Annotated in this window: 18 protein-coding genes and 1 pseudogene; 10 read left to right on the forward strand and 9 right to left on the reverse strand. The window is 48.3% G+C overall.

Features of this window, described 5'->3' with window-relative positions; genetic code table 11:
• Positions 1 to 57: 57 nt before the first annotated feature.
• On the reverse strand, positions 58 to 888 hold the full coding sequence (locus ABH897_RS07815) for a carbohydrate ABC transporter permease (RefSeq protein WP_192511029.1): 831 nt from the start codon (positions 886 to 888) through the stop codon (positions 58 to 60).
• A complete protein-coding gene (locus ABH897_RS07820; RefSeq protein WP_082067081.1) occupies positions 888 to 1,784 on the reverse strand; it encodes a carbohydrate ABC transporter permease in 897 nt (298 codons plus the stop codon). Before ABH897_RS07820 ends, ABH897_RS07815 begins: the two co-directional genes overlap by 1 nt.
• 190 nt (positions 1,785 to 1,974) lie before the next feature.
• On the opposite strand from ABH897_RS07820, the gene ABH897_RS07825 reads away from it, so the two are divergent.
• The 4 genes from ABH897_RS07825 (at position 1,975) to ABH897_RS07840 (ending at position 7,483) form a co-directional block, all read left to right on the forward strand.
• Positions 1,975 to 3,768: a cache domain-containing sensor histidine kinase gene (locus ABH897_RS07825; RefSeq protein WP_404520646.1), complete on the forward strand. Its 1,794-nt coding sequence runs from the start codon at positions 1,975 to 1,977 to the stop codon at positions 3,766 to 3,768.
• Positions 3,761 to 5,422, forward strand: coding sequence for a response regulator (locus ABH897_RS07830; RefSeq protein ID WP_404591540.1), 1,662 nt, complete (start codon positions 3,761 to 3,763; stop codon positions 5,420 to 5,422). The genes ABH897_RS07825 and ABH897_RS07830 overlap by 8 nt, the downstream gene beginning before the upstream one ends.
• Positions 5,423 to 5,528: 106 nt before the next feature.
• Positions 5,529 to 6,833, forward strand: coding sequence for an ABC transporter substrate-binding protein (locus tag ABH897_RS07835; protein ID WP_283653809.1), 1,305 nt, complete (start codon positions 5,529 to 5,531; stop codon positions 6,831 to 6,833).
• A gap of 536 nt (positions 6,834 to 7,369) precedes the next feature.
• A complete protein-coding gene (locus ABH897_RS07840) occupies positions 7,370 to 7,483 on the forward strand; it encodes a putative holin-like toxin (RefSeq protein WP_283653808.1) in 114 nt (37 codons plus the stop codon).
• A 181-nt stretch (positions 7,484 to 7,664) separates the two neighbouring features.
• Here the strand turns inward: ABH897_RS07840 and ABH897_RS07845 are convergent, their stop codons facing one another.
• The 3 genes from ABH897_RS07845 to ABH897_RS07855 form a co-directional block, all read right to left on the reverse strand.
• Positions 7,665 to 11,090 (reverse strand): family 14 glycosylhydrolase, encoded by a 3,426-nt coding sequence (locus ABH897_RS07845; RefSeq protein WP_404591542.1) that lies wholly within the window; start codon positions 11,088 to 11,090, stop codon positions 7,665 to 7,667.
• 334 nt (positions 11,091 to 11,424) lie between these two features.
• On the reverse strand, positions 11,425 to 13,626 hold the full coding sequence (locus ABH897_RS07850) for an alpha-glucuronidase family glycosyl hydrolase (RefSeq protein ID WP_404520476.1): 2,202 nt from the start codon (positions 13,624 to 13,626) through the stop codon (positions 11,425 to 11,427).
• A gap of 36 nt (positions 13,627 to 13,662) precedes the next feature.
• Complete coding sequence (locus tag ABH897_RS07855; protein WP_404591544.1) at positions 13,663 to 15,858, reverse strand: glycoside hydrolase family 52 protein; 2,196 nt, start codon at positions 15,856 to 15,858, stop codon at positions 13,663 to 13,665.
• A gap of 217 nt (positions 15,859 to 16,075) precedes the next feature.
• Between ABH897_RS07855 and ABH897_RS07860 the strand changes: the two genes are divergently transcribed.
• The 3 genes from ABH897_RS07860 (at position 16,076) to ABH897_RS07870 (ending at position 18,482) form a co-directional block, all read left to right on the forward strand.
• On the forward strand, positions 16,076 to 17,017 hold the full coding sequence (locus ABH897_RS07860; protein WP_283653804.1) for a helix-turn-helix domain-containing protein: 942 nt from the start codon (positions 16,076 to 16,078) through the stop codon (positions 17,015 to 17,017).
• Positions 17,018 to 17,076: 59 nt separating this feature from the next.
• Positions 17,077 to 17,784 (forward strand): SDR family oxidoreductase, encoded by a 708-nt coding sequence (locus ABH897_RS07865; RefSeq protein ID WP_404591546.1) that lies wholly within the window; start codon positions 17,077 to 17,079, stop codon positions 17,782 to 17,784.
• 254 nt (positions 17,785 to 18,038) lie between these two features.
• Positions 18,039 to 18,482, forward strand: a complete 444-nt coding sequence (locus ABH897_RS07870) for an Lrp/AsnC family transcriptional regulator (RefSeq protein ID WP_283653802.1) — start codon at positions 18,039 to 18,041, stop codon at positions 18,480 to 18,482.
• Here ABH897_RS07870 and ABH897_RS07875 read toward each other — a convergent pair.
• Entirely contained in the window at positions 18,468 to 19,649 is a 1,182-nt protein-coding gene (locus tag ABH897_RS07875) for a serine hydrolase domain-containing protein (protein ID WP_404591548.1), read from the reverse strand. The genes ABH897_RS07870 and ABH897_RS07875 overlap by 15 nt on opposite strands.
• Before the next feature lie 184 nt (positions 19,650 to 19,833).
• Positions 19,834 to 19,944, reverse strand: a pseudogene (locus tag ABH897_RS07880) (AbrB/MazE/SpoVT family DNA-binding domain-containing protein); the annotation flags it as partial.
• 60 nt (positions 19,945 to 20,004) lie between these two features.
• Here ABH897_RS07880 and ABH897_RS07885 point away from each other — a divergent pair.
• On the forward strand, positions 20,005 to 20,214 hold the full coding sequence (locus tag ABH897_RS07885) for a hypothetical protein (RefSeq protein ID WP_152643752.1): 210 nt from the start codon (positions 20,005 to 20,007) through the stop codon (positions 20,212 to 20,214).
• Between the two features lie 191 nt (positions 20,215 to 20,405).
• Here the strand turns inward: ABH897_RS07885 and ABH897_RS07890 are convergent, their stop codons facing one another.
• Positions 20,406 to 21,080, reverse strand: a complete 675-nt coding sequence (locus ABH897_RS07890; RefSeq protein WP_404591550.1) for a copper amine oxidase N-terminal domain-containing protein — start codon at positions 21,078 to 21,080, stop codon at positions 20,406 to 20,408.
• Positions 21,081 to 21,402: 322 nt separating this feature from the next.
• Here ABH897_RS07890 and ABH897_RS07895 point away from each other — a divergent pair, with 322 nt between their 5' ends.
• Both ABH897_RS07895 and ABH897_RS07900 read left to right on the forward strand, forming a co-directional pair.
• Complete coding sequence (locus ABH897_RS07895; RefSeq protein ID WP_200893372.1) at positions 21,403 to 21,579, forward strand: hypothetical protein; 177 nt, start codon at positions 21,403 to 21,405, stop codon at positions 21,577 to 21,579.
• Entirely contained in the window at positions 21,572 to 22,177 is a 606-nt protein-coding gene (locus ABH897_RS07900; RefSeq protein ID WP_044644251.1) for an ATPase, read from the forward strand. Before ABH897_RS07895 ends, ABH897_RS07900 begins: the two co-directional genes overlap by 8 nt.
• A gap of 191 nt (positions 22,178 to 22,368) precedes the next feature.
• Here ABH897_RS07900 and ABH897_RS07905 read toward each other — a convergent pair whose 3' ends face one another.
• Positions 22,369 to 23,271 (reverse strand): helix-turn-helix domain-containing protein, encoded by a 903-nt coding sequence (locus ABH897_RS07905; protein WP_404591553.1) that lies wholly within the window; start codon positions 23,269 to 23,271, stop codon positions 22,369 to 22,371.
• Positions 23,272 to 23,276: the final 5 nt, after the last annotated feature.

Genomic DNA, 23,276 nt, shown 5'->3' on the forward strand with positions numbered 1-23,276 from the left:
CTTCATATACTCGTATACGTCGGCTTTTTAAATTCGCCAGGTATCGCCACTTTGTACTCAGCCTTTGACCGCTCCCGCGACAACACCTTTGACGATGTATTTTTGCAGGAAAATAAATACGACGATGGAAGGCAGCACAGCCATCACCATTGCTGTCATGGCATACTGCCAGTCTGACGTATACTGTCCGACGAAGGTATAGGCCGCCAGCGTAAGCGTTTTGGTGCTGGGTGAGCCGTTAACCATGAGCAGGGGCAGCAGAAAGTCGTTCCAAATCCACATCACGTCGATGATCACAATGGTGGCGGTGACGGATTTTAGCAAGGGGAAAATCACCGAAAAGAAAAGCCGGAAGCCTGAGGCTCCGTCGATCTTGGCGCTTTCGTCAATCTCGTTGGGAATCCCTTTGACAAACCCGTGGTAGATAAACACCGCCAGCGGTGCGCCGAAGCCCCAATACAGCAGGCCAAGTCCCCAGGTACTGTCCGCCAGATGCAGGTCTTTCGCGAGTCGCAAGACAGTCAGCATAATGGACTGAAACGGGATTAACATTGGCATAATGCACAGCATGTAGATTGCGGAACTCCATTTGCTTTTGGTCCGTGCCAGCTTATAGGCGGCAATAGAGGATACCAGTACGATACCTGCTAGCCCGACTACGGTAATGATCGTGTTATTCAGAAATAAGCGTGGATAGTTAATGAATTTCCATACATATACGTAGTTATCCAGCGAAAGCTGCTTGGGCAGCGCAATGACGTCGGTCATGACCTCAGCGAAGCTTTTGAACGAATTGTTAATGGCAAGAAACAGCGGATACAAAAATAACAGCGATAATACAATCATGCCCGCTTCCAGCAAAATACGTCCCATACGTCTGCGTTGCATCAGGCTTCAACCTCCCTGCGTTTGAAAATAGACAATTGGATGATCGTAATGATCAGCACTGCGACGAATAATAATAACGCTTTGGCTGTTCCATAGCCGTACAGATTGTTCTGGAACGTGTCCCGATAAATATCATACGCAATACTGTATGTTGTACCTCCCGGCCCGCCGCCAGTCAGGGATAGAATGACGTCGAACACCTTGATCGAGTTGGTCAGAGCCATGAAAACCGAGATCGTGATGGAAGGGGCCAGCAGTGGCAGCGTAATACTGAAAAATCTCCGAATCGGCCCCGCTCCGTCCACAATAGCGGCTTCCTTCAGATCCTCCGGTACGGACTGCAAGCCTGCAATGTAAATGACCATATAAAAGCCAATGGATTGCCAGATAGATACCGCCAAAATGGAAATAAACGCGAGCCCTTCTTGCCCCAGCCAACTGAGCTGGAAGATGCCCCAGCCTGTGCTGTTTCCCAGTGACTCAAAGCCCTGCATAAAGATAAACTTCCAGATAAATCCGACAATCACGAGACTGAGGATATAAGGGATAAAAAAGGCCGCCCGCAGCCAAGCCGAGCTTTTCAGCTTCATGTCGAGGACGAGTGCCAGCAAGATAGCCAGCACGTTAACCAGCACAATGTACAAAATCGCATATTTGACCGTAAACCAGGCCGCATGGGCGAAGTTGGCGTCTCCGAGCAGGATTTGTTTGAAATTATCCAGGCCTACAAATTTCGGATGCTTGGATATTCCATTCCACTTGGTCAGGGAATAGCGTATCGTCATCAAAAACGGAATATAAAATGCAATCGTAATGCACAGGATGACGGGCAGTGTGAACAAGCCAAACTCCAATTTACTGCCCTTATCGCCCCGGCTTCCCCTTTTTTTCAGCATAACGCACCTCTTTTTCTCAACATTTTCCGATCTTTCGTTCCAAGCCGTTTGAGATATAATGAAAGTATAGGATAGCCCCTGGGGCCGGACCAATGGATTTAAGAAAACAGTTGAGGGTAAAAATGTGTACGCTTTCAAAAGGGGCGATTTTATCGTGATACCAGAACGAGCAGGTGCAGTTCTCAGATCCATGTGGAGACGAATAACGCAAAAATTGGTGAACAAGCTTATTTTGCTTTTTACCTCGGTGATCATTCTGGTGGTAGGCTCGCTGACGATTATCTCCTATCAGATGATTGAAAGGGAATCGGTGAATCATAGCATTGCCAGCACAACGAATAATCTGCTGCTGGTTAATCAGAACCTGGAGGATTATCTGGAGGGGATGCAGCAGTTGGCCCTGCCGCAGCTTCGTTATAACGATATTATGAACGCGATTGCGAATGAAAATCGGGACTATGCTTCCCGAATGGTCATTGAAAATTACTTGCGCAGCATGTTTTATTCCCGCAGTGATCTGGAAGCTATTTATCTGTACGTGGCAGATCGCCATCAATATTATGTGGTGACCCGGGAGACGTACAATATTACGGTGCGCCAAGGGATGAACACGGATATTCCCAAGCTGCCCTGGTATAAGGAGGCGATGGCGAGCACGGCCAACGAATCGTTTCAATCCTTTGTGGGTTCCCGCTCGGATATGGGGTATGTAGCACCACAGGCCAGCTTTATGGCGTACCATCGGGTGCTGAGGTCGATTGCATCTCGTCACCCGCAGGCGGTGTTGTCCTTTTATTACAATACGAGCGCTGTGGACGATATCATGAAGAACATTCCACTCGGCAAAGGGGACCATCTCATGCTGCTAAGTCCTGAACGTATTCCCTTTTACGTGGACAGCCTTCCGTTATACGAGCGAATGCGGGACTCGGGGGTGCTGGCACAGATTGGACAGGGAGGGAGCGGACGAGTAACATGGTCGGACAGTAGCGGCAGCCAGGAGTATCTGGTCGTGTATGATGCCGGGAAAAAAGAAGGCTGGCGGCTCGTCAAGCCGATCCCATACCGTCAAATTTACGAAGCGGCTACGACGACACGAAATTGGAGCTACGTGATCGGGATTTTGTTTTTAGGGGTGTCTATTATTTTGGTAACGCTGACCTCGAATGCCATTACTAGTCCCTTACACAAGCTGTCCACCCAGATGAAGCGGTTTAGTACCGGGGACTTCGGGGCAACTGCCCTTGTGAAGGGCCATGACGAGATTGCGTATTTGTCGCTGCATTTTAACGAAATGGTCCAAAGAACCGAAGAATTAATTAATGAGCGCTACCGAATGAAGCTGGTCGAGAAAAACGCTATACTCAAGGCGCTGGAGGCTGAAATTAATCCCCATTTTCTGTACAATGCGCTACAAGCCATATCCACACAGGCATTAAAGCGTGAGATGTTCGATATGGCGGATATGGTCGATGCGTTGGCCCAAACCCTGCGGTATTCCATCAACGGCAAGGATATCGTGGTTGCCCGCGAAGAACTCCAGCATATTGAACGGTATATGGGATTGCAAAAGGCAAGGTTCGGGACAAGACTGCGAATCGAGCTGGAGTGGGAGGACACGCTGATGGAGCTGCGAATCCCGAGGTTGTCCGTACAAACGTTGGTAGAAAATTCGATCAAGCATGCGCTGGAAAAGGTATCAAGCGATATTCTGATTGTCATTTCAGCCGAATCCAGCTCTACAGATGCCACGATTACAGTCCGGGACAACGGCCCGGGGATCTCGGAGGATAAGCTTAGACAGGTGCTGGATTCGTTCGAAGAGAAATGGGAGGAACGGGAGAGTGAGCATATCGGCTTAAAAAATCTGAATACACGATTGAAGCTGTTGTATGGAGATCAGGCGGGACTATCCATACATACGGATGAAACGGGAACAGAAATCCAAATGCGCATCCCCCAGGGAGGAAGTAGTCATGTATAACGTATTGATCATTGACGATGAGGAGCCGCTGCGCGAAGCTATTCGCATTGTCGGAGACTGGAACAACCTCGGCATCGGGCAGGTGTTTGAGGCGACGAATGGCAGACTTGGACTGGAGCTGCTGGAACGGCACCCAATAGATGTGGTCATGGTGGATATGAAAATGCCGGAGCTGAACGGTATCGAATTTCTTCGTGCCATCGAGAAGGCGTATCCTAATTTGCTGACGATTGTCATTAGCGGCTATGACGATTTTGAGTTTACACGGCAAGCCATTCAATCCCGAGTGGTAGATTATTTGCTCAAGCCGATCAATCGGCAGGAATTGAATCAGGCGCTGCGCACAGCGGTAGATATATTGGAAAGCCGCAAGCAAAGCGAAAGCAAATTCATTAGCCAGAACATTACGCTGAATATGTCGCTGCCGAAGCTCAAGGAGAAGCTATATTTGTCCATTCTGGACGGTAGCTTTAAGAGACAGGCGAATGCGGCGTTACTCCCCATGATCGGTGCAGATCAACCGGGGAACCGCTTTGGGGTGATCGTGCTGCGGTTGCTGAACAGGGATGAGGTTCGCATGACACGTTTTCACGGGGAGACCGATCTGATGGATTTTGCCGTGACGAACGTCATGGCTCAGACTTCGGATGAGCGACTGAGCTGCTTTAGCTTTCCTCATCCGAGACGGGAGCGCGAGGTCGTTTCGATTTGCACATTGTCTCCGGGGCAGGAAGAACATATGCCTCTTCTGCTGGCACAAGTGACACAGAAGGCGGTGACGAATCTGCATGGATTGTTTGGCATGGTGGTAGCTGCGGGGGTGGGTAAGCCTTGTACGGACATACTGGATCTGGCAGCTGCTTATACGGATGCCAAGGCGCATATCCACAGCACGGACGTATTGAAGCTGACAGGGACATCGGTCATCCATACCGTGCGCCGGCAGGAAATGATGCCAGAGGAAGTGTCGTGGACGGATCGGCTGCTGTTGATCCAGAAGGATGCCCAGACAGGCCAGGCGAATCGGGCGAAGGTACTGCTAAACGACCTGCTGAAGCAGTTGGCATCTGGCTCTGCTTTTCGTTTGCAGGATGCAGATCGGATGATGGGCGAGTTTCATTTTTTACTGAGAGAAGCGGCTACGGAGCCGGGTGCATTCATATATGTATCTGCATCTGTGTCTGAGCCGGAGGGGGCTTCGGGGGAACAGAGAAAAAGCGTGGCTGAGGGCGATATTGCTGCGGACTTTACGGACTTTGGCCAGTATGGACAGCGGCTGCATCGGATGCTGGAGCTTTACATTGCCGGGGTTCAGCATGCTCAAGGGGGGAGTCAGCCCTTTGATATTACGGAGATCAAACGGCATATTGACCGATATTACTTTGAAGATATCAAAATTTCATTTTTTGCCGAAACGTATTTTTTAAGTCGGGAATACTTGATGAAGCTGTTCAAGCAGCAGTTTGGTTACGGCATTCACGAATATGTGCAGAAGGTCAGAATGGACAAGGCGAAGGAGCTGCTAGGCGATTCCAGCCTGAAAATTCAAGAGATTTCCGATATGCTTGGCTACAAGGACAAGAATTATTTTAGCAAGGCTTTTCGTAATTATTATCAGGTGTCACCGTCGGAGTATCGTGTGAGCTTGCAATAAACCACTTTTTTACCCTTAATGCTTCACTAATCTGCCTTTTTAAATCGGACTATATTTTTTAGAATGAGCGCATGGACGTTGATCACGAATAAATGGGGGAGTATCCATGCTAAAGAAGATGATGGCGTTATCCGGCAGTTTGCTTTTGACGGTCGGTTTGTTGAGCGGATGCGGAAGCAGCGGCGACTCAGATGCGGCGAAAGGGAATGCTGGCGGCAAAGAAGAATTGAAAACGGTTACAATAAATATGTTCACAGCCTCACCGGAGTATACCGATGCTTTTAACGCGTATATCGAAGAGTATAAGAAGGTCAAGCCAAATGTGAAGATCAATCTGGAAATTATGCAGGCGGACTATAACACCATTCTCAAATCCAAAATTGCCTCAGGCAGTACACCAGATGTATTCCAGACCACGGCAGGAGGCGATATCGACACGTATGCTGATTATAGCGCCGATCTGACGAATGAGCCGCTGGCGGCAGCCATGACGGATGCCGTTCGAGCGAATATGAGCTCCAGTGACGGCAAAGTGCTGGGCTTCCCGGTGAAGGGGAACCTGTTTACGCTGATTTACAACAAGGATTTGCTTACCAAGGCTGGGGTAACCTCCCCGCCGAAGACGATTGCAGAAATGCAGGACGCAGTCACCAAGCTTGAGGCGAAGGGCATTACACCATTTGCAAATGCATATAAAGAGTGGTGGGTATGGAAGCACATCTTCCAGCACTATGTAGATGCCGCCGCGCAGGATGCAGGTGTAGAGCCGAAGCAGCTCGTCAATGATTTTATTGCAGGCAAAGCGAAAATCAAGGACTATCCGGTGCTGTACAACAACTTCTTTAGCTTTATTGATTTGACGGTGAAGCATGGCACGGATAAGCCGCTGGAACGAGACAGTAATGCGGAAGTGAGTGATTTTGCATCCGGTAAAGCTGCGTTTATGACGGGGAAAGGCGCATGGGATGAGGAAGCGATCAAGAAGATTAATCCTGACCTCAAGATTGGCATTATGGGCTATCCGGTAAGTGACAAGGCTGATCAATCGGTCATCATTACCGGTGCTGACCAAGCGCTGCGTATTAACAAGGATTCGGAAGTAGCCAAGGAGACGATTGAATTTTTCAACTGGCTGTACACTTCGGAATACGGTAAGAACTGGTTCTCTCAGGTAGCCAAGGTCATTCCTCCAATCAAGGATGCGCCGCTTCCTGATCTGGAAATGCCTAAGGAAATGGAAAGCATTTTGAAAACGTCGAAGTCTGGTGATCTGTCTGTCAACTACTCGCTGGACACGTTCCATCAAAAATTTGGTGAGCTGATGCAGGCTTATATCAGCGGCAACATGAACAAGGATCAGGCAGTTGCTGAGATTGAAAAAGCATGGGTGCAATTAGGCTCGGCACAATAAAACTGGTTTCGCGCTAAGGCGTCCGTAAGGGCGTCTTTTTTTTGTATAGTTTTTGAGTTTAACTTATCTGAACAAAAAAATATCTAATATTATTTAAATATATACTTGCAAAAAGTTATTAAGTTGTGGATAATAGATTGTGTACAATATATCTGCGACATACAACATATATCATAGCTACATAACGCAAAATACGGAGATACCTCGGCTGGGGAATCTCTTTCCGTTCTTCTGCTCCTGAACAATATCAACGTGGCTACTGAGGCCTAAGTAATCCCACGTTGTTTATATATAAACAGGGCACCTGCAACGAAGTGTACGCTTCGTTGCAGGTGCCCTGTTTTGTTTTATAGGTTATCCATTAGAGAAGAAGTAGAGTATGTATGAGAAGGAAGATGATGAATGATCGTCTGAGGTTAGTAGAGTCAACTGTAAAATACAGTCGCCGAAGGACGTTTTTACGTGCTATAATTCTATTAACAACAGAATGGCTTAGGTGGCGGTCGGCTAAGTCTCCCGGAAGGGAGGTGATGCCTGTGGAGGTTAAAGATGCTCTGACATTAATGATGATGTTCGGCACGCTATTAGTAGCGTTGATCGGATTAATCGTTACGATTGTTATTGCGTTGAACCAAAACAAAAAGGAATAGACCGCCCTGGACAAGGAAAAACGGTCTATTTCTAATAGAGCTAGCCCTGTTCAGCCGACCGCTCTTCAAAGCGGCTGTTGCCAAGAGTAGGGATGTTACCAGCATCCTTGCTCTTTTTTAGTATATCCTTCTATCATTTATTTTAGCACATTTGAATAATCGATGTAACCAAATGCGGCGGTTATTTGGTGAAAATTTTAATCTCCTTCGGAGCGAGAGTCACGGTGATCGAACCGTTGTTGATCTGAATGGAGTCGTTGCTTAATTGGTTGGTCAGACGGGTGCCGTTGGACAGGTTGTCAAAGTTGCCGATCGTGCGGGTTTGGCTGTTCCACGAGTTGTTGATGAGTACGATGGCCTCGTCGCCGTTTTTAGAGCGCTGGAAGCTGTAAAAGGAGTCATCTGCCCATTTTTCCTTTTGATTGCCGTTTTGCAGGGCAGGGTGGCTGTTGCGCACACGGTTCAGCTTGGCAATGTACTGGTACAGCTCATGATTGGCGTTAAAAACGGCGTTTTCCCGGTTGGCAGGATCATCTCCGCCACTAAATCCTTGCTCGGTGCCTTGATAGATAATTGGAATCCCGCGCGATGTCAAAGTAAAACCCAAGGCGGCCTTGAGCTGCGGCCATTTGTCAGAGCTGGCACCAGGCTTGCCGGAGGCCTCGTTGAGGAAACGTTTCACATCATGATTGTCGATAAATACGCCGTTGGTCTGGGTATCGCGATAGTGACGATCATCCGAGTAGCGTTCCTTGATTTTGGTCATGGATTGATCGCGTCCAAACACATCCTTGATCGTATAATACATTGGAAAATCCAGTGCGGCATCGAGATATCGGGTGTAATCCCCCACATAAGCGGGATCGCCACTAAAAATCTCACCGATGGTGAAGGTATTGGCTGCTTGGTCAAAATCCTTCAAAAAGCCTTTGGGTACATGCTTGGCAGTGTCCACCCGCAGTCCGTCGACTCCTGACTCGTTCAACAACCATTTGATCCAGTTTTTGAGCTCGTTTGCTGTTGCGGGGTTGTCCTGATTCAGGTCATCTAATCCGGCCACGTCACCGTTTTCGATTTTCGATTGGTTGTTGGAGCTGTAGTCTGCCCCTGTGATGTCGCCGTTGTGATGATACCAGTCTGTTTTGTCAAAAGGAGCCTTGGCGAAGCCGTTCCCTGGTTGAAAATCGCCCGTGTGATTGGGGACTACGTCCAGCATAACAGCCATATTTTTATCGTGTGCTTTACGGACCAGCTCCTTGAACTTGTCCATTGTACCAAGATGTCCATCTACCGCATAAAAATCATACGTATGATAGCCGTGGTAAGCGAATTCGCTCTTTTGCATCGTTACCGGAGTAATCCAGATGGCGGTAAAGCCCATATTTTGAATGTAGTCGAGCTGGTTGATAATGCCTTGAAAATCGCCGCCATGCCATTTGCGCTGGTCGCTGTTGTTGGAATTGAAGCCACCGTAATTATCGTTCGATGTATCCCCGTTGCTGAATCGGTCTGTCATGATAAAGTAAATGCTCTGCTTGCTCCAGTCTGTACCAAGGGGAGATGGATTGGGGGGATTACTCGGTTCGGTGGGAGTGGAGCCGCCCGAAGGCGACCCCGTTTGGATAGATCCTGCGGCTCCGTTAGAGCCGGGCGTGTAGGTAGAAGTACCTGTGGTGAAGAAGTAGTTTTTGGTGTTGTTGCTATCCCAGTTGTTATTACCGTCATTAAAAGCGGCTTCCAATTGGGAGGCAGAACCGATATCGACAGTAATTTTAGCATAGCCGCTAATCTCGGCATCCTGCATTTTTACACCAGGCACGGCAGTCCAATTCCCGCCTGCCGGGCGGTAGTGAATGTAAGGCGAATTGAAGCCTTTTTTGTAGTATATAGTTACCTTGTTGGTTGTACCGCCGCCTTCTCCGGGATTGGTACCGGATGGAGCACCTGATGTGACGGCTCCTGCTTTGCCGCTGTCGCCTGGAGTGTAGGTAGAAGTCCCCGTGCTGAAAAGGTAGTTTTTGGTGTTGTTGCTGTCCCAGTTGTTATTGCCATCATTAAAGGCAGCCTCTAATTGGGAGGCAGAGCCGATATCGACAGTGATTTTAGCATAGCCGCTAATTTCGGCATCCTGCATTTTCACGCCAGGTGCAGCCGTCCAGCTTCCGCCAGCCGGGCGGTAGTGAATGTAAGGCGAGTTTAAGCCTTTTTTGTAGTATACAGTTACTTTGTTGCCTGTACCGCCGCCGTTATCGCCTGGCTTGGCCTTGCTGATAATATACTGTTTGAATCCATCCAGTTCACCGGTTGGTGAGCCATCGCTGTTGACGAGATTGTTGATGCGCAATAGCGTAAAGCCGTGATAACCAAACTTTGTGATTTTCTCTTCAATTTTCTGGAATCCGCTGCCACCCGTTGGGAGCGCATTTTCACCATTCAGGCGAACGCCCTTGGCATTCGCGATCGAGGAGACGGTATCTACCAGTGTGGACGGCAACGAATAATTTGGTGCTGTGCCACTGTCATTCATCTCCAGTGCAGTAAAGGTCAAATCCAGATCGGCATCCTTGAATTTCTGAATAAGACGATTGTAATCATAATATCCACCTGCATGCTCTGTGCTGTGAGGCATTGCAGGGTTGTTCATCTGCCAGTGCAGGCCGGAAATCTTCGCTCCGATGCGGACACCGAACACAGAATCGAAGTTTTTGTGGGCAGCTGCTCCGATGACGCCCAGATGATTTTCAAGCACGCTTTGGTACCACGACAAGAAATCCTTCCCATAGGTGGAAGTATACTCGCCGTTCGTGTAAAATCCGTCCCCGTCAGTCGGCGGATTGATTTGGCTAAGGCTGCTTAGCTGGGTACCCCAAGCCGCATTAATCTTGTCCAATGATCCATACTTTTCATTCATGGCCGTGCGGAATGCATTTTTGGCTGTTTCGGTATAGGCCTGGAACTTGCCGCGTGCCGGGTAGCTCCATCCTGCCGCCGGATAGTAGGACGGGTATCGCAATTCACCGGAAGGGCCACCGCTTAAATAAATCTTGGGAATGATGCTTTTGTACCCGGCAAAATTTTCAGCAAACGAGGCATACAACTCATCATATTGCTTGCCGACCCCGCTCCATAGCGGCGAAAGGGCTTCATTATTGACATAGCCGTTTTCGTTCTTGAACTGCATTTCATCTGCACTGCCCTTGCTAGACAGCCAGCTTGGCAGCGGGATGCTGCAGTCGTCACCTACATTTCCACCGCACTTATGCGTAGAGATGATGGGAACCCACTTCAGGCCCACTTCTTTAACCGCATCTGCATAGGTCTTGTAGTAGCTCCAATCGAACTGGTTATCTCCTGCACTCTCCACATAACCCCACCAGACGTCGGTGGTGATGGCATACACGCCATTGCTTTTCAGCGTTTGCAGTTGCTTTTTGAATGCGCCCCAGTCATTGATTTTCGCCAGCGGCCCCATGACGGAAGCCTGAAAATCGTCAGCAACCGCAGCGCTTGCCGTATTGGAGGGTGAGCCAATGAAGGCGGTCAGAGATAGCACAAGGCTTAGCAGAATCAGGCACCCTTTGTTCCATAGACTTCGATACAAGGTCAAACCGATCATCCTCCCCAAAGCATAGTCTATTTCGATAACATTCTGTAAACGTTTACAAAATGATTATAAAGCAAGCGGTTGCACAAAAAGAAGAATTTATTGCACACTCGAGGTGGAGAAATATGACATTTTGAGTTAGCAACCGTGTCCTTAATATGAGTTCAGGCAAAAAAATAAGGCATAGGTCTGAGTAAGACGCATGCCTTTTAGTAATGTGCGGATAGCCAATGCCAGCATAGGGGAAAGAGAACCTAGACGTATAGAAGCTTTGTTCCAGCCTGTATGAAAGTATTGCAAGGGTTATTACTGCTTGAGGATTTTTCAAAATCCAGGCTTAATAAATAGGGCGATTCTTCTGGTCAGCAATGCCGCTTTTTCGGTAAAAATACGTATTGATCCGATCCCGCCATTCCCTGGCGTGCTCAGCCTGATGCTCCAGCCGCTCCAGTACCTGTTCATAGATCGCTTCATCAAGATGATCCCGCAGACTAATCCATGTGTCTCTGAGGCCGACCGCACGTTCTGCACCATCAAAATGTGTATCATAAATGTGTTGAATGACGGTTTGACCAGAGTGGAGCGCGTGCGTATAAGGAACATGATGAAAGAATAATAGCAGCTCATCCGGGCAGGTTTCAGTAGATTCGTAGATATTGGCATGGGGAGAAAAATATTGTCCTGCATAGCCCGTTCCAGTTGCGGTCGTGCGATCCACCCCGATGCCACGGCAATCAGCAAAATGATAGGTGCCCCACATCGAATATTCGTAGCCGTCTACATCCGGCCCATAGTGGTGACCGGGGCTGACCATCCAGCCGACCCCAAGCGGGGCGGTGTAGGACTCGTAGATATTCCATGAATCGAGCAGCATTTGCTTAATAGCAGGAATGAAATCTGTATCGCTGTCACTCTTTCCTTGTCCGCCAAACGTCAGCCGAACCCACTCATCAGTGATTTCGTCTGCGGATAGCTCCGGGTCCCATGCCAACCGACCGTAGCCATAAAGATTGGACTGGGCGAGCAGATGTCCGGTCCAATTGGTGTCCGCTCCAATATTGGATACAGCTGCGATCCCATAGTTGGTGTGTTTGGTGGAGGAAGGAGAAGCAGAATCGCTCTTGCTATGCAGAGCGCCGTTCACGATGCGCTTGATGGTGGAGCCTTTTCCCTGTGCGTAGGTGTCAAAATCCAGTACCTCCTTCCATTGCGGAACAAGGTAACACAGATGCCGCTGCTGTCCCGTGTATTCTTGTGCAATCTGGAATTCCAGCAATACCTGGGTAGCTTCCAGCGCGCCAAACAGGGGGGAGACAGGCTCCCGCACCTGAAAATCCATGGGACCATTTTTAATCTGTAAAATGACATTTTCCCGAAACAGCCCATCCAGTGGTTTAAAATGGTCAAAGGCCGCGCGAGCCCGATCCGTCTTGCGGTCACGCCAGTCCTGCTTGCAGTCATAGACAAAGCAACGCCAAATCACCCGTCCGCCGCAGGGCCGCAACGCATCTGCCAGCATATTGGCTCCATTGGCGTGATGACGCCCGTAGCTGAACGGCCCGGGCCGATTCTCGGAATCGGCTTTTACCACGAAGCCGCCCAGATCAGGAACGGCGGCGTAAACTTCCCGGGCTTTGGCCTGCCACCATTCAGCTACGCCAGGGTCCAGAGGATCCGCGGTGGTTAACCCGCCGAGCTGAATAGGGCTGGCATAATTAATGCTCAAATAGATTTGGATGCCATAGGCGCGAAACACCGCAGCCACTTTGGCCACATCTGGTAGAAATGTGTCTGTAATCAGCTCTGTTTCTACGTGATGGACATTCACATTGTTAATGGACAGCGCCTGAATGCCAACAGAGGCAAGTAGACGGGCATAGTCTCGAAGGCGGTCCATATTTGTAGTAAAGGCATTATTTTCGAAAAAAATGGATGTTCCCGCATATCCGCGTTCCACACTACCGTCCATGTTATCCCAGTGGTTGATCATGCGGATGGGATTAGCCGGATTGGATAACACATCCAGAAGGGGGGCGTGCAAGGATTCGGTGACGGGCTTCAGCTCACCATCCAGTCCTCCTTGCAGGTAGCGCAGCAGATGAAAAACCCCGTATAATACGCCTTTGGTGGTCTGCCCGGCGATCGTGACGTACGCTCTCTTTATGTCATCATCATCGTAGTCATACGAAGCTGAATGTGCCGGGTGCGGAATCCCTATCCCACGAATTCGGTAGCCTTCTGCGCTCACATCTGCCTGTTCTTCTGCGCTAAATCGTTCTGCCGCCAACGGGTGCCCTCCGAACGTACCTAGCACAATGAATGGCGCATTCACAGGAACGGTACTAATCTTCGGCTGCTGTCCGAACATGGAGGTCAATCCGTGCTGAAGCTCACTCGCAGCCGTGTGAAGCACTTCATCTGCCTCTTGAACCACGATGACTCTGCACCAAGCGGGCAAATCCTCCACCTTGCGATTGCGGTGATAATGCAGCCAAGCGTCATAGCCGCTCTCTTTTTGCATATCCCTGCGCTTGCTCATATTTGGGGCCTCCTTTTGGGCAGGTGAAGGTTAGTGTCAGGCATGCTGCTCCTGATCCAGACTCATGTGCCGGGGAAGAACCAGACGGTTGCCCTTGCCTTCATACAGCCACAAAATAGCGGTAACTCCGCGCGGATAATATTTGCTGCCGTGGGCAATACCGGAGAGCATTTGGTCGCTCCAGCACCAATAGGATTCCTCAGGGTGCAGGAGCCATGAGACATGGGCAGCATCTGCGGCCTGCCCTGCTTCCTCCCAAGGCAGCTCCAGCAGCTCACGGGCAATAAACTGCGACAGATAGATTTTACTCAGCCAGGAGTTGTTACTGGTTGATGACAGCTTCCAGCCTCCATCTTTGAACAGGCAAACTCCCGGTGCCAGCACCGTTTCCAAATGGCGTCGCAGCGCTTGGATATATCCGCCAAATCGCCCATTGAGTTGAAGTGCCTCTTCGCAGCCTGTGAAGTAAGGGAAGATCAGCCCCTCAATCGCAGGGACAATCTGTGAATCATTGCCCTCCTGAATGACGGCAGGAATATAGCCCTTGTCTGTCATCTGCGCCGTGATCGCTGCTGCGCATTTGTCTGCCTGTAAGCCTGCTTCCCGTGAAAGGGAAGCAAGCCCTTCTGAGGCAAATAGCTTTTCCAGCACAACATATACCGCCCAGCATTTGCTGCCCAAATAAATATTGTTGCGGGACTGGCCCAGCGATACGTCCAGACTATCGTAGGTTGTAATTTCTGTGCCTCCAAGGGTTCTGGAGCTATCCAAGCCCATTAAGCCGTTTCGTTGTGCCGGGTCTGGATGATCCCGCTGTAGCATACTATCAAAGCATTCACGCAAGATAGGCAGCATACGCGTCGTAAACGCCTGGTCCTGTGTCTGTTCGATATACACTGTGGCGCAGCATAGCCAGTTCACCAGCTCTTCGTGGCTCATATAAGAGAAGCAACCGTCAATCCCTGCCAGCTCATAACAGGAGTACCCCGGACGGGAGAACACATTTGCCACGCCCATATCATGCGTAAACGTGATGCCGCCCGGATAGGTTTGTTCGTCTGCCGGAAACCGTACCTCATCCCGGTAGCTGTACCGTTTGACGAACCACTCCAGCTCGTTGCGTACCGTCCACGGGTTCAAAATCAATTCATAGTAGAGCTGATCCGCCGTCAGATCGAGCGTATTCATCATCCGATACTCGCCTTCGTTCACAATCCAGATCGGTTCTCCATCCGCTTGCTGACTAAGCAACTGGGTGCTGCCGTAATAGCTGTGAATCGCCTGCGCGAGCATAAATTCCTGATCCGGGCTCAAGCTTACCGACTCCATCCAGCGATTAGTCTGAATACAGGCTGCGGTCAGGTCTGTAAAATGCTCCAAAGCATAGCTCGCCACGTCTTCAATATCCTTGAATAGACGAGTATAGTAATACGTCGCCTCGATGCCTGTCGTCACGATACCGCCGCGATAGAAGCATATGGCGAAGGAATACGTGCGCTTTTCGCCTGCGGGAACGTCCATGAGGAGCGCACCCGTCACGCCCAGGCCAAAGGATAAATTCTCGTCCATGCTTTCCCCGAGAAGGTTCTCCATTGCAAATCCACTTGCAGGTATCGCTTCGCTGCTATTAGTCACAATAGCTGTGCTGCGCCCTTGGCCAACGCCCGTGAGTCTTTGCGAGTGGGGAGAATCCACAGCGTCCCTGCGTGGGTCTTCTCCTACAATGCGTATGCCACTGTACGGATCACTGCCCTGATAGCCGAAAAAAGCTCTCCGCGCAGCCGTTCCCTGCGTATTATCGACCGTAAGCTCGGCAAATACCGCCGGAACCAGCGCTGCCCGCAGCTCATCCGCATCCGCTTTTCCCGGCTCCGGCACCGGACGGACAGGAGAATACAGCCGGAACGTTAAATCTCCAGCACTCCATGTATCCGTGCCCGCTTTCAGCTCACGGGTAATGTCTTGATCGGCAAAGGCACCGAGCTGCGGCTCCGTTCGTTTATCCTTTTTCTCCACATCGTATCGGGCGCTTTCGTCCTGTGCGACTGTAAAAAAGGGAAGCGCCTCATATACCTCACCGTCTCTGGATTGCAGCCCGATATATACATTTTCATCTGCTGGCTTGCCCAGCTCCAGGCCGAGTCCACCCCGATTACCTTTGAACCCGAGCGTAAAGCTGGAGAAGGCTCCGATAGGTGAGTGTTGCGTGTTATAAAATATATTTTTCGTCATATAATGAAACCCCTTTCAACATAAAGAGTGACTTTCATATACAAAAGTATTTTGCAGCATGTTCATATATTCGCCATATGCTATACTCACTTGATCTCATATAGAGCCTAGCATGCTACGCTCCGGGGAGCCATTGTCAAATCGCGCATTAATTTATCTAAATCGCGCCGAAAACGATATACTGGAGTAAAATCCTATGTACGCAAGGAGGGGAAGCATGTCGTCACCACGTGTACCGAATCGCCCAGACCATCCAGATCCTACAGCTACTGGAGAGGAATTCTTTTTTCCCGATGTGCGAACGACGGTCAATCTGTTTGCCATTCATACGCGAAGTGTCGGAAGGGACTGGAACTACCCACCACACGAGCATCCTCAATATGAAATTAATATCGTGCTTGCAGGAGAGCAGGTGATGGTGGTGAATGGTCGCAGCTATACACAGCGGCAGGGGGATCTGGTGCTGCTGCGACCGGGAATCTTTCACTCCAGCCACAGCAGCGGGGAGGGCTTTACGTATTTTTGCATGCATTTCGACATTGATGACAAGTTGTTTCTTTCGTTGCTGAGTCGTCTGGAGCAAGTGCTGTTTCCAGCCGAAGGTGCGGTAGCGAGGCAGATGGGACCAGCGCTGGATAAGCTGCTCGACCTCTCCACGCCCGATGCCGAAAAAGCAGGAGATTCGGTGGCGAAGCGTATGCGGATACAATCTGCCGTATTTGAGCTGTTCGCTACGTTGTGGGAGGCGGTGTCCAGTGAAGCGGCACATCTGCCGGGGCGCGGATACGTGCAGGCTGAGCTTGCCTATCAGATTGCCAGCCGACTTCAGGGCAGAGTGAATCAGCATTTTGGACAAATCGACTCTGTAGAAAAGCATGATGGGATTGAAGGCATTTCATCGGAATTAGGGATTAGCGTTTCCCATTGTAATCGTGTATTTCGTAGTGTCTTCGGTGTATCTCCCCGTGTGTATCTGTCTGGCCTTGTCCTGCACGAGGCCAAGTTACTATTAGCAGATCCCCAATGGACGGTGCAGCAAATTACCGATATGCTCGGCTACGGGAACATTGCGCATTTTAGCAGGCAATTCAAGCGCTGGTCCGGTCAGTCGCCGACATCCTACCGCAAAAGCACGGTGCAGGAAAGCCCATCCGAATAAAATTATGTATGCTAATAAAATAGTTATGATATAATCCGTACAAAGGAGCTGAGAATTGTATGAATTTACATCATAAACGTGTCGTCGTCATTGGCGGCAGTGCAGGTATAGGGCTGGCAACAGCGATAGAAGCAGCAAAGCAGGGAGCGAGTATCGTGATCGCTGGACGTTCTGCGGAGAAACTGGAGCAGGCGAAGAAAGTTATCCCTGCCGAATTGGTGGAAACCTTCCAACTGAATAATCAGAAGGAGGAGGAAGTGCAGGCATTTTTTGAAAAGGTCGGCGCATTCGACCATCTGTTTACACCAGGCGCGAGCTACACACGTGGTCCGATCACGATTGATACGGAAAAGGCGAAGACGCCGTTTGAGGGGAAATTCTGGCCGCAATATTTCGCTGCCAAGCATGCGGTTCCGCATATTTCCAAGGAAGGCTCCATCGTCCTCATGTCTGGAGCATTCAGCCAGCGGCCGATGGGCTTTGGCGCTACATACGGGGCGGCTAACGGCGCAATCGAAAGCTTGGGTAAAGCTTTGGCGGTAGAATTGGCTCCGGTACGGGTCAATGTTGTATCTCCCGGCACCATCTGGAGAGACGGTCCCGAGGGCGAACAGCGGGCGCAAGCTTTTGAGGAATATAAGGAAGTAACCTTGCTCCATCGGGTGGGTTATAACGAGGAAATCGCGCATACCGTGCTGTATCTGATGACGAACAAGTTCACCACCGGAAGCGTGCTGTTCCCGGATGGCGGCTACACGCTGATCTAATCCAAGCCACACGCAATCAACAGGTAGGGAACCTGTTTTCTAAACAAAAACCGGTCTAACACATATGCATCGTGTTAGCCGGTTTTCTTTGGCTATAGGGTATCAAGTCCTTCTCTATAGCAGTTCTCTTTACCGTCATAGTTTTACATGGTAATATTCGATTGTTGGATATAATTCAAAGCCATTGTCTGAATAGATGATAAAAAATAAAGTATATATGCAATATAACCTTGTATTTAAGGAGTAGATTACCTATGGACCAAGTGGATCATAAAATTTTGTTATGTCTACAAAACCAGGCACGCATCTCTATGACCGAGCTGGGCAAGGAGGTTGGACTTTCCCAGCCCGCTGTCACGGAAAGAGTAAGGCGCATGGAGGATAAAGGCATTATCACTGGATATCGTGCCATGGTTTCACATGAGAAAGTCGGAAAGCCGATCATGGCTCATGTGCTCGTGCACACGAATCAATGCAACTCATTTGTTGAGTTTTGCCAATCTGCGCCTGAAGTCATTGAGTGTCATCGAATTAGCGGTGAGCAAAATTATTTACTTAAGGTTATGGTCGAATCCATGCTTAAGCTGGAGCAATTCGGGGATGAGTGCGGAAAGCACGGTCACTCTACCACGTTAATCGTCTTATCCTCGCCTGTAGAGCTTAAACATGTAACTCCCGCTTTATTAGACCCTATTTGAGCTGCCGTAAATGGCTTGGCAAAGCTCGGTTGTAAACGGACCCGACATACCTTCAAATGCTGTATTGGTAAAGGCAACAACGCTGAGTCTTTGCGCGGGATCAACGAACCATGAATGACCGTAAGCTCCTCCGAGGCGCCACGTTCCGGGGGATTCTGCTGTTTCGCCTTCGTCGGGATTTTGGAGTACGGTGAATCCCAGTCCAAAGCCCCGCCCCGGCCAGCCTGCCAAGGAGAGATTCCCGGTCTGGATGGTGCCCATTTCACGGACCCATTCCTCTGAAAGTAATGGATTGCCGCCGTTTCGCAGTGTTTCCAGCAGCCGCATGAAGTCTTTTGCGCTGCCAATCATACCAGAGCCGCCAGAGTGGAAAGCCGTGGGATCAAAGGCGCGTGCAGGCTGAAAACGAAGTCCCGCCGTGCCTTCAAACACCTGCGGAACCTCAAGCTCACGCATCCGCCGGGGTTCGGCTGTATCGTTAACATAAGGAGCCGCAAGTCGTCCGGCATCAGCGACCGAGAAACGGGTATCATGCATATCGAGAGGTTCTGTAACGAGCTTTTTAACAGCCTGCTCAAGGGTTGTGCCGCATACGCGACTAATGATTGCACCGAGTACATCGGTGGCAATGGAATAACCCCATGCTTTACCCGGTGTATACAACAGAGGCACAGAAGCCAAACGTTGCAAGTTCTCTTCAAGCGTAAGATTTGAGAAATCCATGCCATCCGATACGCCTGCACGTTGATAGGGGCCTCCGCCTTCTTCCTCTAAAAAGCCATAGGTCAGCCCGGCAGTATGTGTGAGCAATTGCCGTACCGTAATGGATGGTTGCTCGCCGCTGATCAAGCGGGGGCGAAAGTCCGGCAACCAGCGTTCAATGGATTCATCGAGTCCAATCTGTCCTTGGGCTGCCAAAACCAAGGCCGCTGTAGATACAATCGGCTTGGATACAGAAGAGAGCCGAAATAAAGCATCCTCGCGCATAGGAATATTTTCTTCTCGATCAGCCAGCCCGGCCGCTCGCACATACACGGGTGAACCATCCATATATATCATGACGACTGCGCCAACCAGGCGCTTCTCGGCAAGGGTTTGATCTATGACTGCATTCACACGTCCGTCCAGACCATCTTGTATCGCTAAAACTCTATTTTCTACACTCATGAATATCTCATCCTCTCTATGATCCAGCGGTTATCGCTTGATGAAACTTAGTTTACAGGATGAGAAGACGACCTTACATAAGGTAACAAAGGTATTCAGTGAGTATTCACGTTAAAATAAAATTATTTTAAAAGGATGGCCTTGGATTTAAATGAATGGGGTTTTCAAGAAGTTATGCTGCATTTTACAGTAACTTTTTAAGTTGAGATACACGTCCTTGTGACACGCCAAGCCATTTTGCATAGTCATATTGTCTGGCATCGGGATGTTTCTGTATGAGCTCCTTCAGGCTTAGCGTGAAGGACCATGCAAAAAGTTGGCTTGCTTGGTTGTCTTGGGAGGGATTTTGACTGTAATGGCTACAGGTTTTGGAGGGAATAAAGAACCTTATAAACTTCCCGATAAGCCCAAAGAAGCTGCTGTCTCGACATTTTCAGAATATATGAACGCTTCTATGAGTCGCGATTACGATAAGATGCTTTCACTGTCTGATGATTATCGTTTCGTTGATAACGAAGTATGCGGATATGGAGTTACCTCCTATCAAGCATATTCTTGCTTTTGAGGAAGGGAAGTACAAGTTAAAGATGAGGAATGTTGTGGTAAATATGATTCCTTCATCCCCTGACTATAAAACGGTCGAGTATGAGCCTGAGAAGGTAGACGATAATTTAGAAGATAATTTGTAGCTATCCGCATGCGGGCATCATGAAAGCATTAGGCTATTATAGAGCACGCATGCAAAGTCAATTCGATTTATTTTTGTTCATCAGGGATATCAAAAAAGAAATTTGTTGGATCAACTGGTTTTTGCCCTGGGTTTATTTCTTTCCCATTATTGTCAATGAGATTGTAACTGATTTCTCCAATGGCGGCCATGAAATTAAAATGGTTGATTCGACCTTGGATTGTAGGTTTCTGGCCGTCTTGTTCCAGCAATTTATAAGGCAAAAAGGATAGACCGCTGCTTTCTTTTTTTGTTGAGTCAAAACGTGCTGTCCATATTAATTCACTACGATCGTTGCTAATTTTATAGTATGAAATTACATCCATCTCCTGAATAAAAAACGAATCTGATTTGCCTTCAGGAAAATAATAGTCTGTATTCAGATTTTCATACCCTTTGGGTGTAAATTCTTTTAAATTGCTAACTTTAGGAAGTTTGATTGCTGCTCCTCTGGATACATTAAGCTTATCCGATGTATATTTGCTTTTTATTTCATTGCTTGCTTTCGCTACATAGGCCGTCTGAGATTTTGGATTCCAGGAGACATACGCACCGGATGAATCAGCAATGAATCGGAGAGGGACCATAACCCGTCCGTTTTTCAAAGTAGTGGCAACGGGCAAGCTTATATTTTTTGAACCAAGCGTTGCATTTTTTTGTCCAACTTTCAATAGCGTTTTTTCACCGCTACGGTCTATTGTCACTGTCTTGGTGGATGGATACACCAGGTAAACTTTGAACAGCATTTAATGGGACCATGTAAAGTAAGGCTTAAAATAGATATGCAAGCCATTTTCGAGATGGAGTTCATTTTCTATACCTCCGTAATTGTATTTGTTGTTATAGACGAATAAAAAAGCTGAAAGTAGAGGGAAAGCTATAAGATTTGGATAGTGTGTTTTTTGGTCCCACTAATTTGCATAGTCATATTGTCTGGTATCGGTATGCTTTTGAATGAGTTCTCTATGGCCTTTCGATTTATGATATACTCTCGATATATAATTTGAATTGGATGGTGATGGCTGAATGAATCGTACACATGACCTAGGCAAGTTAATCAAACTAACTGGAGATAGAGCTAAACTAGACGCTAAAGCAAATGGCACCTATATTGTCTATAAAACGCCGGATGGTCAGTTTGTTAAAGAGTACAGTAATGGTCAAGTTGAACGAATCAATGAACAGGATATTTATCATGAGTGATCCGTTTGCTACTATGTTTGTATTCGCAGGGAACAACGGAAGTGGTAAGAGTACAATACGTAATCTAATCGTTGATAAACTTGGTGTAAGTGTTAATATCGATCCCGATGCATTAGCACGAGGGATTGATCGTGAAAACCCTGATCGACGCAAAGTATCGGCAGGAAAGGAAGCGATTAAACTAGCGCGGGATTGTATAAGAAATAAACGGGATTTTACCGTAGAGACGACACTTGCTGGTGGCAATGTGATTCGACAAATGCGTGTGGCAAAAGAAAATGGCTTTGAAGTCATCATGTTTTATGTGGGTCTAGGTGATTATCGTCTTAATATCGAGCGAGTTGCTGCACGAGTTCGAAATGGGGGTCACCATATTGATACCGCTGATATTATAAGACGGCATCAGACCTCACTGGGTAATCTACTATCACATCTGAAGCTTATCGATCATTTAATTGTCATTGACAACAGCAGCTCAGATGGCGTGATTGTATTGGAATCAGATAGTGAAACGATAAAACATCATGTGGCATTTTTACCGGATTGGGTTAAAATCATTGATATTCACTTGCAAAATAAAAATACTGATCAAGAATAAACCGACAACTGTATGATTCAGTGATCGGTTTATTCTATATTTACATCGTATTGTGTCCACAATGTCAATGCGATGTGTATTGCACCTCAAAACGGAACCCGTTAGTAATAAACCGTTTTTATTTTTCAATAGACTTTAGCAAGACGATTAACAGCATCCTGATCGTAGCTGCTTCTTGGGATTCTTTTTCTCTACACTTTTTTCACTGGACGTAACACTGCGTAGCCGTATCCCTCCGGGAAATGCCGTTGATAATCCTGCTTCGTTTCCTCATCCCATTCATATCCCATGCTGGTAGGGTCAAAGCTCCAAGCCTTCTCCTCCACAATTCTCATAACCTCTCCATTGTTTTTTAAATAATTGAAGGGCGGGTGAAAAAACACCAGATAATCTGATTCGGGAATGCTCCGGCACTCCATTCCTGCTGGAATCTCTCCAGCGTAATCAGCGGCAACCGGTATTCCATAGAGATAGCCCTTCTGACCATCCTGATAGAACCAGCCTGCGGTTTGACCCAATTGTTCGGGTAGCTTGAGATGAGACATGCTTTCCAGTGTTCCGCAAATTTCATCACAATTATGACCGTTTCTCCAGAAATCACCGTAGTTTCGAGAAGAGGTATCCCAGATTCCAATAAATTTGTGTGCTGGTATACGCTCAATTTTGATTTCGGCTTCTTGCAAATGTTCCTTAACCATCTGATCCCGCTCCTTCAAATGATAATGATAAGGAGAGAACACTTCAACACGAATCGCTAACGGAATAGGTCTTGGCCCTCTTTGATATACAGCCGGGGTTACTTCAAAGGCTTTTACAAATGCTCGTGTAAAAGCTTCCTGTGAAGAAAACCCATACTTTATGGCAACGTCGAGGATGCGGGCATTGCTATCCCGGAGTTCAAGGGCTGCACGGCTAATCCTGCGCATCCACACATAATCCCTTAACGTCATTCCTGTAAGAGAATGGAACTGTTTTGTACAGTAATAAGGAGAGTAGCCTAACTGATTGGACATTCTCAACAACGATGGTGCTGAAGTAAGATTATTATCAATCCAATCAATCATGAGTTGGACCATTTCGTTCCATTCGTACACGATGG

The organism is Paenibacillus sp. RC73 (genome assembly GCF_044908085.1).
Lineage (GTDB): Bacteria > Bacillota > Bacilli > Paenibacillales > Paenibacillaceae > Paenibacillus > Paenibacillus terrae_A.

What these genes read in the sequence shown, in the direction of transcription:
- ABH897_RS07815 (WP_192511029.1), bottom strand. Translation starts at nt 888, where the DNA reads ATGCAACGCAGACGTATGGGACGTATTTTGCTGGAAGCGGGCATGATT.
- ABH897_RS07820 (WP_082067081.1), bottom strand. Translation starts at nt 1,784, where the DNA reads ATGCTGAAAAAAAGGGGAAGCCGGGGCGATAAGGGCAGTAAATTGGAG.
- ABH897_RS07825 (WP_404520646.1), top strand. Translation starts at nt 1,975, where the DNA reads ATGTGGAGACGAATAACGCAAAAATTGGTGAACAAGCTTATTTTGCTT.
- ABH897_RS07830 (WP_404591540.1), top strand. Translation starts at nt 3,761, where the DNA reads ATGTATAACGTATTGATCATTGACGATGAGGAGCCGCTGCGCGAAGCT.
- ABH897_RS07835 (WP_283653809.1), top strand. Translation starts at nt 5,529, where the DNA reads ATGCTAAAGAAGATGATGGCGTTATCCGGCAGTTTGCTTTTGACGGTC.
- ABH897_RS07850 (WP_404520476.1), bottom strand. Translation starts at nt 13,626, where the DNA reads ATGAGCAAGCGCAGGGATATGCAAAAAGAGAGCGGCTATGACGCTTGG.
- ABH897_RS07855 (WP_404591544.1), bottom strand. Translation starts at nt 15,858, where the DNA reads ATGACGAAAAATATATTTTATAACACGCAACACTCACCTATCGGAGCC.
- ABH897_RS07860 (WP_283653804.1), top strand. Translation starts at nt 16,076, where the DNA reads ATGTCGTCACCACGTGTACCGAATCGCCCAGACCATCCAGATCCTACA.
- ABH897_RS07865 (WP_404591546.1), top strand. Translation starts at nt 17,077, where the DNA reads ATGAATTTACATCATAAACGTGTCGTCGTCATTGGCGGCAGTGCAGGT.
- ABH897_RS07870 (WP_283653802.1), top strand. Translation starts at nt 18,039, where the DNA reads ATGGACCAAGTGGATCATAAAATTTTGTTATGTCTACAAAACCAGGCA.
- ABH897_RS07875 (WP_404591548.1), bottom strand. Translation starts at nt 19,649, where the DNA reads ATGAGTGTAGAAAATAGAGTTTTAGCGATACAAGATGGTCTGGACGGA.
- ABH897_RS07885 (WP_152643752.1), top strand. Translation starts at nt 20,005, where the DNA reads ATGGCTACAGGTTTTGGAGGGAATAAAGAACCTTATAAACTTCCCGAT.
- ABH897_RS07895 (WP_200893372.1), top strand. Translation starts at nt 21,403, where the DNA reads ATGAATCGTACACATGACCTAGGCAAGTTAATCAAACTAACTGGAGAT.
- ABH897_RS07900 (WP_044644251.1), top strand. Translation starts at nt 21,572, where the DNA reads ATGAGTGATCCGTTTGCTACTATGTTTGTATTCGCAGGGAACAACGGA.